The organism is Wenzhouxiangella sp. YN9 (assembly GCF_056324165.1).
Genome location: NZ_JBJNIP010000055.1, coordinates 32,523 through 46,520 on the forward strand (window position 1 = coordinate 32,523; position 13,998 = coordinate 46,520).

14 protein-coding genes and 1 CRISPR repeat array (1 of these 15 cut by a window edge) are annotated in these 13,998 nt (G+C 63.8%); of the genes, 10 read left to right on the plus strand and 4 right to left on the minus strand.

What is annotated here, in order from left to right:
- Window positions 1-2,265: a CRISPR direct-repeat array (repeat unit 36 nt; unit sequence GTTATCCCCGGCAATCAGCCGGGGCCTCATTGAAGC) (it extends 545 nt beyond the left edge of the window).
- A gap of 720 nt (window positions 2,266-2,985) precedes the next feature.
- The 3 genes from ACEWQ0_RS02155 to ACEWQ0_RS02165 all read right to left on the minus strand — a co-directional run bounded on the left by ACEWQ0_RS02155 (window position 2,986) and on the right by ACEWQ0_RS02165 (window position 5,662).
- Window positions 2,986-3,624: a hypothetical protein gene (locus ACEWQ0_RS02155; RefSeq protein WP_476484351.1), complete on the minus strand. Its 639-nt coding sequence runs from the start codon at window positions 3,622-3,624 to the stop codon at window positions 2,986-2,988.
- Between the two features lie 210 nt (window positions 3,625-3,834).
- Complete coding sequence (locus ACEWQ0_RS02160; protein ID WP_476481694.1) at window positions 3,835-4,314, minus strand: nucleoside deaminase; 480 nt, start codon at window positions 4,312-4,314, stop codon at window positions 3,835-3,837.
- A 25-nt stretch (window positions 4,315-4,339) separates the two neighbouring features.
- On the minus strand, window positions 4,340-5,662 hold the full coding sequence (locus ACEWQ0_RS02165; protein ID WP_476484352.1) for an OmpP1/FadL family transporter: 1,323 nt from the start codon (window positions 5,660-5,662) through the stop codon (window positions 4,340-4,342).
- A 238-nt stretch (window positions 5,663-5,900) separates the two neighbouring features.
- Between ACEWQ0_RS02165 and ACEWQ0_RS02170 the strand changes: the two genes are divergently transcribed.
- The 8 genes from ACEWQ0_RS02170 (at window position 5,901) to nth (ending at window position 11,750) form a co-directional block, all read left to right on the plus strand.
- Window positions 5,901-6,551, plus strand: a complete 651-nt coding sequence (locus ACEWQ0_RS02170; RefSeq protein WP_476481692.1) for a c-type cytochrome — start codon at window positions 5,901-5,903, stop codon at window positions 6,549-6,551.
- Window positions 6,548-7,603, plus strand: coding sequence for a c-type cytochrome (locus tag ACEWQ0_RS02175; RefSeq protein ID WP_476481691.1), 1,056 nt, complete (start codon window positions 6,548-6,550; stop codon window positions 7,601-7,603). The genes ACEWQ0_RS02170 and ACEWQ0_RS02175 overlap by 4 nt, the downstream gene beginning before the upstream one ends.
- A gap of 140 nt (window positions 7,604-7,743) precedes the next feature.
- Window positions 7,744-8,085, plus strand: a complete 342-nt coding sequence (locus ACEWQ0_RS02180; RefSeq protein ID WP_476481690.1) for a DMT family transporter — start codon at window positions 7,744-7,746, stop codon at window positions 8,083-8,085.
- Window positions 8,085-8,399 carry a DMT family transporter gene (locus tag ACEWQ0_RS02185; protein ID WP_476481689.1) on the plus strand — a complete coding sequence of 105 codons (315 nt, stop codon included), beginning with the start codon at window positions 8,085-8,087 and terminating at the stop codon, window positions 8,397-8,399. Before ACEWQ0_RS02180 ends, ACEWQ0_RS02185 begins: the two co-directional genes overlap by 1 nt.
- Window positions 8,400-8,533: 134 nt before the next feature.
- The gene (locus tag ACEWQ0_RS02190) at window positions 8,534-9,667 is read left to right on the plus strand and encodes an FG-GAP repeat domain-containing protein (RefSeq protein WP_476484353.1); all 1,134 of its coding nucleotides are present in this window, start codon (window positions 8,534-8,536) and stop codon (window positions 9,665-9,667) included.
- 65 nt (window positions 9,668-9,732) lie between these two features.
- Window positions 9,733-10,350: an RnfABCDGE type electron transport complex subunit G gene (locus tag ACEWQ0_RS02195; RefSeq protein ID WP_476481687.1), complete on the plus strand. Its 618-nt coding sequence runs from the start codon at window positions 9,733-9,735 to the stop codon at window positions 10,348-10,350.
- Between the two features lie 45 nt (window positions 10,351-10,395).
- The gene (locus tag ACEWQ0_RS02200; RefSeq protein ID WP_476481686.1) at window positions 10,396-11,091 is read left to right on the plus strand and encodes an electron transport complex subunit E; all 696 of its coding nucleotides are present in this window, start codon (window positions 10,396-10,398) and stop codon (window positions 11,089-11,091) included.
- The gene (gene nth, locus ACEWQ0_RS02205; protein ID WP_476484354.1) at window positions 11,088-11,750 is read left to right on the plus strand and encodes an endonuclease III; all 663 of its coding nucleotides are present in this window, start codon (window positions 11,088-11,090) and stop codon (window positions 11,748-11,750) included. The genes ACEWQ0_RS02200 and nth overlap by 4 nt, the downstream gene beginning before the upstream one ends.
- A gap of 29 nt (window positions 11,751-11,779) precedes the next feature.
- On the opposite strand, the gene ACEWQ0_RS02210 is transcribed toward nth, so the two are convergent.
- A complete protein-coding gene (locus tag ACEWQ0_RS02210; RefSeq protein WP_476481684.1) occupies window positions 11,780-12,649 on the minus strand; it encodes a TraB/GumN family protein in 870 nt (289 codons plus the stop codon).
- A gap of 33 nt (window positions 12,650-12,682) precedes the next feature.
- On the opposite strand from ACEWQ0_RS02210, the gene rnt reads away from it, so the two are divergent.
- Together rnt and ACEWQ0_RS02220 are read left to right on the plus strand one after the other, a co-directional pair.
- Entirely contained in the window at window positions 12,683-13,303 is a 621-nt protein-coding gene (rnt, locus tag ACEWQ0_RS02215; protein WP_476484355.1) for a ribonuclease T, read from the plus strand.
- A gap of 95 nt (window positions 13,304-13,398) precedes the next feature.
- Window positions 13,399-13,980, plus strand: coding sequence for a superoxide dismutase (locus ACEWQ0_RS02220; protein ID WP_476481682.1), 582 nt, complete (start codon window positions 13,399-13,401; stop codon window positions 13,978-13,980).
- The last annotated feature ends 18 nt before the right edge of the window (window positions 13,981-13,998 follow it).

The window sequence follows — 13,998 nt, forward strand, 5'->3', positions numbered from 1 at the left end:
CGCTTGGCGTCGGGCGCGTCCTTCGGCACTACCTTGGTTATCCCCGGCAATCAGCCGGGGCCTCATTGAAGCATTAGCGGCGAAAGTCATTCGGCTGTCTCCGTCACTTGTTATCCCCGGCAATCAGCCGGGGCCTCATTGAAGCTCATACCGGAATCCTCGTCATACCCAGGTCGCTGGCGGTTATCCCCGGCAATCAGCCGGGGCCTCATTGAAGCCGGGCTGGCCCTTGGCGTTGACGTGCTCCAGCCATCGTTATCCCCGGCAATCAGCCGGGGCCTCATTGAAGCCAATCCTGGCCACAAGCTCAGACTGAACCTGATCGGCGTTATCCCCGGCAATCAGCCGGGGCCTCATTGAAGCCGGGCGGGATTACTGTCAGGCATGAAGGCACCGAAGTCGTTATCCCCGGCAATCAGCCGGGGCCTCATTGAAGCATCTGATTGGTGACGGCGGTTGTGTCCATAGTCATGTGTTATCCCCGGCAATCAGCCGGGGCCTCATTGAAGCAGGGACAGCCATGACCGATTGGGACAAAGTTCGACATGTTATCCCCGGCAATCAGCCGGGGCCTCATTGAAGCGAGGCGATTGACGGACGCGTATTCGAGGGCGTACACAGTTATCCCCGGCAATCAGCCGGGGCCTCATTGAAGCACGATGCGGTCAGGGCCGTCAGTGATGCCCATCTCGTTATCCCCGGCAATCAGCCGGGGCCTCATTGAAGCATTCTGGCGGCGGTCGTAGGTGTTGGGGTTGCTCTATGGTTATCCCCGGCAATCAGCCGGGGCCTCATTGAAGCACGCAGATGAGGTTAAGGAGTGGGCTTGTGAGCCCGATGTTATCCCCGGCAATCAGCCGGGGCCTCATTGAAGCGACGATCTTGCCAATGCCGTCATCCCCTTCATCGACCAGTTATCCCCGGCAATCAGCCGGGGCCTCATTGAAGCTTGTAGCAGCGGATTTTCAGCGCACCGCCGTCCAGGTCGTTATCCCCGGCAATCAGCCGGGGCCTCATTGAAGCACCGCCCCGTCTGACCGGACCACACTGCACTTTACCGGGTTATCCCCGGCAATCAGCCGGGGCCTCATTGAAGCGATCAGGCCGACGGATACCTGGGCCATGCGCTCCGGCCGTTATCCCCGGCAATCAGCCGGGGCCTCATTGAAGCTTCGTCCGCCAGATCGGCTGCCCGCAAGTATTCCGCGTTATCCCCGGCAATCAGCCGGGGCCTCATTGAAGCAATTCATAGGCCATCTTATCATTAACTTTCTTCGGTGTTATCCCCGGCAATCAGCCGGGGCCTCATTGAAGCGCGGAATGGAATCAGTGCATTGTTGGGCCGCTGCGAGGTTATCCCCGGCAATCAGCCGGGGCCTCATTGAAGCGCGGAATGGAATCAGTGCATTGTTGGGCCGCTGCGAGGTTATCCCCGGCAATCAGCCGGGGCCTCATTGAAGCCGCGATGGGCGCGGCGGGCGTACGGAAGAACAGCCGGGTTATCCCCGGCAATCAGCCGGGGCCTCATTGAAGCTCCGCAATCTTCGATGACTTTGCATCCCATGTCATCCCCGTTATCCCCGGCAATCAGCCGGGGCCTCATTGAAGCCAGCCCTAGCCCCTGCCGATGGGCCTTGGCTGGTCAGTTATCCCCGGCAATCAGCCGGGGCCTCATTGAAGCTTCGTGTTCCTGTTTCATTGGTTGCTCCTAATACAAAGGTTATCCCCGGCAATCAGCCGGGGCCTCATTGAAGCGGAGGGAGTCCGGGAAAGATTTTCATCGGTTCGCGCGGGTTATCCCCGGCAATCAGCCGGGGCCTCATTGAAGCTCCCAGTCGGGCTTCTGGCGATGCGGCTGACCGTCGTTATCCCCGGCAATCAGCCGGGGCCTCATTGAAGCTCAGTCGGCCCGCCGTGGCGGTTCTGGTAGACGCGCAGTTATCCCCGGCAATCAGCCGGGGCCTCATTGAAGCGCGACGAAGCCGGACAGGTGCGGTACGTCGGAAAGACGTTATCCCCGGCAATCAGCCGGGGCCTCATTGAAGCTCCCAATCGAATACCATCATTTCTTTGCCTCTGTTGGCGTTATCCCCGGCAATCAGCCGGGGCCTCATTGAAGCTAAACTGACGCCTCCATTTTTAATTCTTTTCCATAACCGTTATCCCCGGCAATCAGCCGGGGCCTCATTGAAGCCAATGATCGTATGAAGGGTGGCCGTTATACGGTGCGTTATCCCCGGCAATCAGCCGGGGCCTCATTGAAGTGGGCGAAGCCCATCCCCGCGAAAGCGGGGACCTTCCGGATGCAGCCCGCACGCCCGGATTTCAGCGCGGTGCCACCCAATGGAGATCCCGGATCAGCCCAAGGCTGTCCGGGACGACCACTTGGCAGTGGTCGGTTATCCCCGGCAATCAGCCGGGGCCTCATTGAAGTGGGCGAAGCCCATCCCCGCGAAAGCGGGGACCTTCTGGATGCAGCCCGAACGCCCGGATTTCAGCGCGGTGCCACCCAATGGGGATCCCGGATCAGCCCAAGGCTGTCCGGGACGACCACTTGGCAGTGGCCGGTTATCCCCGGCAATCAGCCGGGGCCTCATTGAAGTGGGCGACAGCCCATCCCCGCGAAAGCGGGGACCTTCCGGATGCAGCCCGCACGCCCGGATTTCAGCGCGGTGCCACCCAATGGGGATCCCGGATCAGCCTAAGGCTGTCCGGGACGACCACTTGGCAGTGGTCGGTTATCCCCGGCAATCAGCCGGGGCCTCATTGAAGTGGGCGACAGCCCATCCCCGCGAAAGCGGGGACCTTCCGGATGCAGCCCGAACGCCCGGATTTCAGCGCGGTGCCACCCAATGGGGATCCCGGATCAGCCGGCGGCTGTCCGGGACGACCACGCTGAAGGTGGTCGGTTGGCAGGAGGGTTTGCCTGGCAGGTGGTCAACCGGGCAGCGGTGGGGCGCAGCGGTGTCGGGGGCTTTCCTGCCTTCAGGCTCCCCAGGGTTCGGGGCATTGGCCGGCCAGGGTGAAGCTGCCGCCCAGGGCTTCATCGTGATAATACGGGTGCGCCTTTTCCACGGTGGAGTCGACGGTGAAGGTGCCGTCAGGCTGGGCGTGCAGCAGCGGCAGTGATTTGCCCTCGGGGTCATCATCGTTGGGGCCGCCCTGCATGGAGCTGTGCCGCTGGCCTTCCTTGCTGGCATCGACGACCACCTGCAGGGTGGCCGCGTCCTGGCCCGAGTAGGCGTAAAAACTCTCGCGCTCGCGGTTGACCGCACGGCGAAGATTGAAGTAGCCCGAGCGGCCATCTCCGGCTTCGAAATCGCCTCTGATCGCGATCGAAAACAGCGTGTCGTGGCCGTCGTTGACAACGCCCGGTCCGCTGCACTGGATGGCAACGTCATAGCGAGTGCCGTCGATGGTCATCACGGCGGTGCCAGCGGCGGGAATCTCCATGTCGTGGAGCTCGACCCAGCCGTCTTCCGCGGTCATTTCCGGGACAACCGGGCGCTGTGGCGCTTCTGACTCGTCGCTGGCCTGTTGCCCTGCAACATCGGCGTCGCCGGTGTCACCGCCGCAGGCCGTCAGGGCCAGCAGTGTCGCTGCCAGCAGCGCCAGGAAATTCAATGAAAGAACGCTGGGAGCAAGCAGCGCAGCATAACGACAAGATCCATGCCGAACAGCCACGTCGTGGCCTCCTGATATCGATGGGTTCAGCCTGCCATTACGAGACTGCTGCGTGAAACCTGCCATTACTGCGCAGAAAGCCGGCCCGGCCAGGCCAGAAGTGACGGGACTGAGCGAGGGGACAGGCTCTCGCCATTGCCTCGCTCGGCATCAGCTCCTGTCGTGTGCGCGACGATGCAGGGCGTGGATCTCGTCGGCCAGTTCGGGGATGGGGCCTTCCACGGTCAGGTCGGGAACGATCTCGCCGATCGGCAGCGGGCGAACCCGGGGCCGGGGCGCGCCGAGCTCGGCGCGCCACTGGGCGAGCTGTTCAGACGAGCTGATGTAGACAATGCGGCCCAGCCCCGCCAGACCATGGGCGGCGGCGCACATCGGACAGTGCTCGCCGGAGGTATAGACGGTGGCTGCGGCGCGCTGTTCGGCATCCAGATGCTTGGCGGCCCAGCGGGCGATCTCGAATTCCGGGTGGCGCGTCATGTCGCCCGAGACGGTGCGGTTGCGGTCTTCGAAAAGCACTTCGCCGTCGGCGGCGACCAGCACCGAGCCGAAGGGTTGATCGCCGGCCTCGAGTGCTTCGGTCGCCAGTTCCACGCAGCGGCGAAGATGCTTTTCGTCTGCAGAGTGGCTCACTTGTCGTCTCCCGTGCAAGCGCCGCTCAGAACCGGTAGGTGGCCGCGGCGGAAAACAGATGGGTCTCGGCATCGACGGTACCACCGAGCGTGCTGCCGGTGTCGGCTACCTTGTTGATATCGGCGTCGTCGCTGAAGAGGCGGGCATAGCCGGCATCGAGCGTCCAGTTCGACACCGGCTGCCAGCTCGCGCCGATGGTCAGCCAGCGGCGATCGGAGTCGGGTACGCGCGGCGAGCGGTAGGCATCGCTGGTTGGCGTTTCGTCGTAGGCCACGCCGGCACGCAGCTTCCAGTGGTAGCCAAGGCGGTATTCGCCGCCCAGCGAAGCAAACCAGGTATCGCTCCAGTTCTGTGGTTCGACCAGCGCTTCCTGGGCGGGGTTGTCGAAGCGGATTTTCAGCTCGTCGAACGAATGCCAGTAGGTGCGAGCCACATCGGCGGTCAGGTCGAGGCGATCGGTCAGCTCGGTGTGCAGGCTGAGCGTGGCCACCGCCGGGGTGTCCAGATCGGCGCGGCCGCCGGTGTCGGTAAACAGCTTGCCGGGGAGCTGATCGAATACGGCCGCGGCTTCGGCTGGCACCTGAAAGCGGGCATTGCCGCTGAGCTCGTGTTCGATTTTCGAGCGGTAGCTCAGCCCGATATGGGTGTGGTCGCCAACGCGCCAGAGCGCGCCCAGCGACCAGCCGGGGGCATAATCATCGCCGCTGAGGGTGGCCTTGCCGTCGGCCGACTGCGGCACGAACGCGCCCTGGGGCACGGCGGGCGACTGGGCGAGGATGGCGCCAAAATCGACCGCGCGCGAAAGGGTGGCGTCGGCGTACTGAAGAATCGCGCTGCCGCCCAGCGAAAACCGGTCGGTCAGATCGTAGGCCAGCGACAGGCCGAGGTTGACGGTTTCCAGATCCGATCGCAGGGCGTGGTAGCGGCCGACCCAGCCGTCGTTGTACTCGGTGCTCAGGCCAAAGGGCGCCGTCAGCGACATCCCGGCCGTCCAGTTTTCGCTCAGCGGAGTGGCGAAATAGGCGGCCGGAACCGGTTCGAGGTCACCGGCGTCGCCGCCGTTACCGCCGGCCAGCGGATTGCCAATGGCATCCCGGCCGCTGCCGTCGAACTCGAATGAAAGGTCGAGGGCTGACAGGTCCACCTGCACCAGGGGGTCGTCGAGCAGCGTCATGCCGGCCGGGTTGTTGTAGATCAGGGCGGCCTCGCCGGGAGTGGCAGCCGAGCCGGAAAAGGCCCGACCCAGTGCCGCGGCACTGTTTTCGCGAATTTCAAAGCCGGATCCGTGGGCGCCGGCAGCGCACAGGGCCGTGGCCGCAATCAGGCTCGCGTAGCGTTTGTCATTCATGATCAGCTCCTGCGGGTTGAATACATGGACTCTGGCGCAAGCCACATGCTTCGCCCCCCACAAGTGCTCATCGCGCTGTGGCAAACGTCGACCGCTTTGACCTGAGAACCCGCCGCACCGTTCCGGACCGAGCCCGATCCGTGCGCCGCCAATCAGGTACAACAAGTACATGATTGCAGCACATCCAGCCGCGCTAATATGGGCCCATGACCCGTCACCCCAGCCAGCGATTATGCCGATGATCCGCACCTCGACCCTTCTCCTGCTCGGCCTTGTGCCGGGGCTCACCCTTGCCGGCCCCAAAGGCCTGGAAGGCGATGCCACCCGCGGCGAACAGGCGGCTGCCGCCTGCGTGGCCTGTCACCAGACCGACGGCAGCGGCATGAACATTCCCGGCGGCGAATCGTGGCCGCGCCTGGCCGGGCAGAATGCCGCGTATCTGGCGCAGCAGCTGCATGACTTCAAGCAAGGCCGTCGCGAAAGCCCCAGCATGGCGCCCTTTGCCAACATGCTCGACGACCAGCAGATTGCCGATGTGGCCGCCTACTACAGCCAGATGCCGGTAACCGCAGCCGGCGGCGGTGAACAGGCCGACGAAGAACTGCTTGCCCGCGGTGAAAAGCTGGCGCGGCGCGGCGACTGGGATGACTACATCGTCGCCTGCCAGAGCTGCCACGGACCGCGCAACGAAGGCGGCGGCAGCATCTTTCCCGGCATCGCCAGCCAGCACGCCGGCGTGATCGAATCACAGCTGCGCGCCTGGCAGGAGGGCAAGCGCAGCAATGACCCGCAAGACCTGATGGGCGCGATTGCCCGACGCATGAGCGACGAAGACATCCGTGCCGTGGCCGCCTGGCTGGCGCACCGGACCGTGGAGACACAACCATGAAGCCTGCAATGATCAATCCGTGCCGACCGGCAACGACGCTGGCCGCCTTGATGGCAATCACCGCAACCGGCCTTGTCGCGCTGATTGCCGGCATCAGCCTGCCCGCGCGGGCGCAGCACGAACAACTCGTCGAACTGGGCTTTCCACCGCCCACGGAAGACCAGCTGGTACACGTGCCGCCGACCCTCGAAGACCTCGAACAGGCCGATCTGCATCCGCAGCTCAAGCAGGTGATCCGCCGCGGGCGCGAGCTGTTCATCGACACCCAGCAGCTGCGCGGAAAAAACGTATTCAACGACATGAACTGCTCGAGCTGTCACCTCGATGAGGGCCGCCTGCCCTTCAGCGCGCCGGTGTGGCCGGCGGCGGTCACCCTGCCGGACTTTCGCGGCAAGAACCAGCACGTCAACAGCCTGGAAGAACGCATTGCCGGCTGCTTTGCCTATTCGATGAACGGCATTCCGCCCGAATACGGCAGCGACGACATGCTCGCGCTCAGCGCCTATCACCAGTGGCTGGCCCGGGGCGTACCGATGTTTCCGGACAAGCCCATTTACGGCCGCGGCTACGCCTCGCCCGAGCGCCCCGAAAACCTGAGCTACGAGCGCGGCGAGCAGGAATACCAGACCCACTGTGCCGTCTGTCACGGCACGGATGGTGCGGGCCATTACGAGAACGGCGAATACGTCTTCCCGGCGCTGTGGGGTGATGGCTCGTACAACTGGGGCGCGGGTATCGTGCGCATCAACACGGCCGCGGGCATGATCAAGCACGACATGCCGCTGGGCCAGCCCAACTCGCTGAGCAATCAGCAGGCCTGGGACATTGCCTGGTACATCAACAGCCAGGAACGCCCGCAGGACCCGCGCTACCGCGGTTCGGTCGATGATCTGCTGGAGCGCTTCGGCGACACCTTCCATCGCCATACCCGCTACGGTGAAATCCGCGAGCACGACGGCCACCGTCTCGGCGAGCACGAAAACTACGGCGAAAAGGAAGACCGGGTGCCGTGGAACATCGGCGTCGGCCGCTTCGAGGACAGCGAAGACTGAGCCGAGCGTCCACCCTCGAATGCAGCGGTAACCGTTTATACTTTCACGGCGCATTGTCCGGCCGCGGCCCTGCCCGGCCGGACTGCCTGCGCGCCTCACCTCGATTCTGCACACTCATTGAATCTGGAGCAGCACACCTCATGGGCTGGATGTACGTCTTCTGGGCCGCATTTGTCGAAATCTTCTGGGTACTTGGGCTGAAATATTCATCCAATTTCTGGATGTGGGCGGGCACCGTCGTGGCCCTGATCTTCAGCTTTTACTTCATCATCAAGGCCTGCGCGGTACTGCCGTCGGGCTCGGTGTATGCCACGTTCACCGGCTCCGGGGCGGCGGCCATCGCAATCATCGATTTCACTCTGCTGGGCGAACCGTTCACGCCGGCCAATGGCCTGTTTCTGGCGCTGATCATCGTCGGCGTGGTCGGTGTTCAGCTCACCACGCCGGCAGAGTCGGCCGGCGCCGGCGAGGGCACGCCCTGATGGCCTGGTTGTATCTGTTCATCGCCAGCTTCGGCGAGATCTTCGGCGTGGCCGCCATCAACATGTATCTGCAAAAGAAATCATGGCAGTGGCTGCTGGCCGTGGTGGTGATCTTTTCATTCGGGTTCTGGTTCCTGGCCCTGGCGATGCGCGACATTCCGCTGGCCACCGCCTACGCCATCTGGACCGGCCTGGGCGCGACCGGCGCGGTGCTGATGGGCGTGACCTTCTTCAAGGAATCAATGACCTGGCTGCGCCTGCTGTTTCTGGCCTGTATCATCAGCGGCGCCGTGGGCCTGAAGCTGATCAGCTGACGCGCTCTGGGGTCTGCCGGGCACCCGCCCCACCGCGGCACGATGATGGCGCGCCGCTCATGGCACAGCGAGGGCATACATCCCGTACTCTAAGGGTCGGCAAATTGCCACAGACCAAGCTCCGGGAGAAATCAATGTCAAGGCACCACAAGAAGAACACCGCGACGAGGCGGGCTGCTGCTGCAGCGGCGGCCATTGGCTTGGCCACCACGGCAATGGCGCAGGTCGCTTTCGAAGAAACGGGTGAACAACTGACCCTCGCCGGCGCGTTTTTCGACGCGCGCGCAATTCTCTATGCCGACATGAACAACGACGGCAGCCTTGACGTGATTGTCGGCTCTTTCGGCACATCGATGCGCATCTGGCTCAACAACGGCTCCGGCAGCTACTCCGACAGTGGATTCAGGGATGACCAAAATGCAAACCGCGTCAATCAGCTATTGATCGAAGACTTCGATAACGATGGCTATCTCGACATCCTGGCCGTACGCGGCGCCCACAAACCGTCAACGCTGTGGCTCAGCGACGGCAGCGGCGGGCATGCGCTGTCGTCGCAGACCCTGCCGACAGGCACGTACGCTGCCGCCGGCGATCTGGACGGCGACGGCAACATCGATGTCGTGTTCGGAACCGGAGAAGTCTATCTCAACGACGGCGCCGGTCAGCTAAGCGAGGTCACAAGCCTCACCGGGCAGAACGGAGCGGTCGATATCGGTGACCTAGACGGCGATGGCCACGCCGACATTCTCGTCGTGGGCGGAGTGTCTAGCGCGGCCTACTTCAACGACGGCGGCTCGACCCCTGACTTTGGCTCGCCAAGGCAAGAGCCGGTCATCGGCAGCCGCAGCGTTGAGCTTGTCGATCTCGACGGTGACGGCAGTCTGGACGCGCTCACCAACGCAGGTGTCTATATCAACGACGGCAACGGCGATTTTTCCAGAGTACATACCTGGAGCGGTGAGGTCAGCCAAGCCATCACGGCAGATGTGGATCAGGATGGCGACATGGATGTGGCGCTGGCACTGCAGGGCCCTACTTTCAGCGAAGCGCCGAACGAACTCTGGATCAACGACGGCAATGCCTCGTTCTCGAATTCAGGCCTGCAGCTGGGACCGGCAAACTGGGCCCTTTCAGTCGCGTTCGGAGACTTTGACGGCGACAGCGACCCGGACCTGATCTTCGGCACAGCGGGCAACGACTACGTCTACCAGCATGAGAACCTGACCGATGCATGGCGCTTCTTTCACGACCGTTTCGAGAGCGACTGAACGGCACCGGGCACGTGCGGCCCGGCAGTCCCGGAATACCTGCCGACCTTCAGGTGGCCGCTTGAATGACTGAGCGCGCCTCGATCTGGCGCCCGGCTGTTGGCCTGGGTCTGATCGGGCTGGCCGCGGCCCTGCTGCTTGCCGTGCTTGACCGGGTGACGGACGAGCGCATTGGCGAGCAGCGCCGCGAGCACGCCCTGGCCGCGGTGGCCTCGATGCTCGAGCCGGGCAGCTACGACAACGCGCTGCTCGAAGACGCCGCGCGCATGACGATCGACGGCCTGCCCCAGGCGGCCACCGTCTATCGGGCCCGGCTGGACGGTCAGCCGCGCGCGGCGGTGATCGACCTGGCCACGCCCGAGGGCTACAGCGGCGAAATCCGCATGCTGGTGGCGGTCGATCTGGCGGGCACGGTGCTGGGGGTCCGGATTCTCGAGCATCGCGAAACCCCCGGTCTGGGCGACCGGATCGAACGCGGCAAGAGCGACTGGATCGAGCAGTTCCGCGGCACATCGCTGGAACACCCCGATGCTGGCAACTGGGCCCCGGACCGCAGAGGCGGAGCATTCGACACGGTCTCCAGCGCCACGATCACATCGGCCGCCGTCATCGCCGCGCTCGAACGCGCCTTGCAGGCCTTCGAGACCAAGCGGGACAACCTGTTTGCAACCACCGATAATTGACTTGCTCGTGACTTCCGTACATTTCCTGACTTCAGGCGGCTCGACATGACGCCCAGCGAAACGAAACGCATCTGGCGCGACGGCCTGTGGGACAACAATCCCGGCCTGGTGCAGCTGCTGGGCCTGTGCCCGCTGCTGGCGGTGTCCAATACCGCGGTCAACGGCTTCGGGCTGGGCGTGGCCACCCTGCTGGTTCTGGTTGTCAGCAGCGGCCTGGTCTCGGCTCTGCGCCAGACCTGGCGCCCGGAAATCCGCATTCCCGCCTTCGTGCTGATCATCGCCTCGACGGTGACCGCCATTGACCTTTCAATGCAGGCCTGGCTGCACGAGCTCAGCCGCACGCTGGGCATCTTCGTGCCGCTGATCGTGACCAACTGCACAATCCTTGCGCGGGCCGAGGCCTTTGCCTCGAAACAGCCGGTCGGTGCCAGCCTGGCCGATGCACTGGCCCAGGGCACGGGCTTTGCCGCGGTGCTGATCGTGCTCGGGGCCGGGCGCGAAATCATCGGCCAGGGCACGCTGCTCGACGGCGCGGACATGCTGTTCGGCACCGCCGCAGCGGACTGGACGATGCAGATCCTGCCCTTCGATCAAGGCCTGCTGCTGGCCGTGCTGCCGCCCGGCGCGTTCATCGGCCTGGGCCTGCTGGTTGCGCTCAGACAATGGCTGATCCGGCGTCCGGCGCGAACTGGCGCAGAATCGGGCGCTGCCCCTTCACCCGCCGAACCCTCAGCATCATGAACAAGGCCGATCGCGAGGAATTCTTCCGGCGTCTGAAGGAACTCGATCCCGAACCCACCACGGAGCTGGAGTACGACTCGACGTTCGAGCTGCTGGTGGCCGTGATCCTGTCGGCCCAGGCCACCGACGTTGGCGTCAACAAGGCCACCCGCCGGCTGTTTCCGGTGGCCAACACGCCGGCAACCATCCTGGCGCTGGGCGAAGACGGCCTGAAGGACTACATCAAGACCATCGGCCTGTTCAATTCCAAGGCCAAAAACATCATCAAGACCTGCCGGGATCTGATCGACAAGCACGACGGCGCCGTACCCGATACGCGCGCCGAGCTGGAAGCCCTGGCCGGGGTCGGCCGCAAGACCGCCAACGTGGTGCTCAACACCGCTTTCGGCCAGCCGGCCATGGCGGTCGACACGCACATCTTCCGGGTATCCAACCGCACCGGCCTGGCGCCGGGCAAGACGCCGCTGGCAGTCGAAAAGGCCCTGCTCAAACGCGTGCCCGAAGCCTACCTGAAGGACGCGCACCACTGGCTGATTCTCCACGGCCGCTATACCTGCCGGGCGCGCGCACCGCTGTGCGGGCAATGCCCGGTCTACGATCTGTGCCGCTGGCGGCAGAAGCGCCGGCACTTCGAGGCGACGCAGCCCACAGTCACCTGAGGGCGCACTCAGTACCAACCCGGCCCGGGTCAATAAATGCCGTCGACCTGCCAGCCACGCGCCCTGAGCAGTTCGATCAGGCCATCATCTCCGTGCAGGTGCAGCGCGCCGACAGCAATGATCAAGCCGCCTTCGGCCAGCCACGCGTCGGCCCGCTCGAGCATTTGCCGATTGCGTGCCGCCAGGCCCTGCTGTTGAAAATAGCGAACGATATGCTCGTCATGGCCGGCCATCTGCGCTTCGGCCACGGCGGCAAGACGCTCCAGGTCCCCGTCGAGATAGGCCGACACCAGCTGCTCGAACACCGCCTGGTGGGCCGCATGATCATTGACCGTTTCACGGATCAGGCTGATCTGGTCTTCCAGCGGCAGGCCGGAAAGAAAGTCGACCTGGGCGTCAACGCTTTCCAGCGCCACCACGTCCAGACCGGCGCCCTGGGCGCGCCAGGACAGCATCAGATCCATGTACATCCCGGTTTCGGCCGGCGGGGTGGCCAACGTCAGCGCCACGGCCCAGGGTTTCAGCTGGCTGACGGCCGCCTCGGTGAGGCCGTATTCGCCGGTCAGCAAGGTGCAAACCCGCTGATAGAGCGCAGGCTCCAGCACTTCATCGAGACGTTTTTCGGGCGCCACCATGGCCTGCTGCAAGCGCTCGAGCATGCCGGCATCCGGAATCAGCTCCAGCGCCATGCGATCCGCTCGGGTCAGAGCCTCTACCAATGGCGCGGGCCACTCGAGCAGGCGGGCGTCTTCGCTGTGCATGGTGCCCAGCAACCAGTTCTGGCGGCCCTGCGCATCGCTTACCGACCAGAACACCTCGGCGGTGGCCAGGCTCGGCAGCAACCACAGCACCAGCAGCACGACGGCGGCGTTGCGGTGGTCAAACCGGTGAGGGTGCATTATGCTGGTCTCTGTTACCCAATCACGCTTTCCATGTCTTCAATCGTCAATCGATTTCGAGGTTTCCAGCCCGTGGTCGTCGATGTTGAAACCGGTGGTTTCAATGCCGCTACCGATGCCCTGCTGGAGCTGGCCACTTGCATCATCGAAATGGACGCCGATGGCTGGCTGTCCCCCGGTGAGGTGATGATGCAGCATATCAAGCCGTTCGAGGGCGCCAATATCGAAGAAGCTGCGCTGGAGTTCAACGGCATCCGTCCGCACCACCCGCTGCGCCCGGCGGTGGACGAGCGCGACGCGCTCAGGCACCTGTTCCAGCCGATTCGCCAGAGCCTGCGTGCCACCGGCTGCAAACGCGCTGTGCTGGTCGGCCACAATGCGCACTTCGATTTGGGCTTTCTTAATGCAGCAGTCGAGCGCACCAGCTACAAGCGCAACCCGTTTCACCCTTTCAGCTGCTTCGACACCGCCACGCTGGGCGGCCTGGCCTACGGGCAGACGGTTCTGGCCCGGGCGGTTGACGCCGCCGGGCTGGACTGGGACAAGAGCCGCGCCCACTCGGCCGCCTACGATACCGAACGCACGGCCGCACTGTTTTGCAATATCGTCAATCGCTGGCGTCATCTCGAAGAACTCGAGGACGACCGCGGTTGATCCACGCGGCGCAAAATACCGCGTGCCCTTGAAACCCTGCGGGTCTCGCTACCATCTATGGAGATGCACCCGCAATAATAATGGAGGACCAAACCATGGCTTTTGAGCTTCCCGATCTGCCCTATTCACTGGATGCCCTGGCACCCAACATCTCGCGAGAGACGCTGGAATACCATCACGGCAAGCATCACCAGACCTACGTCAACACCCTCAACGACATGATCGAGGGCACCGAGTTCGCCAACATGGAACTCGAGGACATCATTCGCAAGTCCTCCGGCAAGATGTTCAACCAGGCCGGCCAGGTCTGGAACCACACCATGTACTTCAACTGCATGACGCCCAACGGCGGCGGGCAGCCCGAAGGCCGGCTCGGCGAGCTGATCGAGCGCGACTTCGGCGATTTCAATCGTTTCGTCGACGAGTTCACCAAGGCTTCGGTCAGCCAGTTCGGCTCCGGCTGGGGCTGGCTGGTGCAAAAGCCCGACGGCAAGCTCGCCGTGACCTCGACATCGAATGCCGAAAGCCCGTTGACCGGCGACGACACGCCGCTGCTGGTCTGTGATGTGTGGGAGCACGCCTACTACATCGACTATCGCAACGCGCGTCCGAAATACGTCGACGCTTTCTTCGAAATCGTCAACTGGGATCACGTCGCCTCGCGTCTGCGCGACTGAAGCGTTTTCACCTCTTCA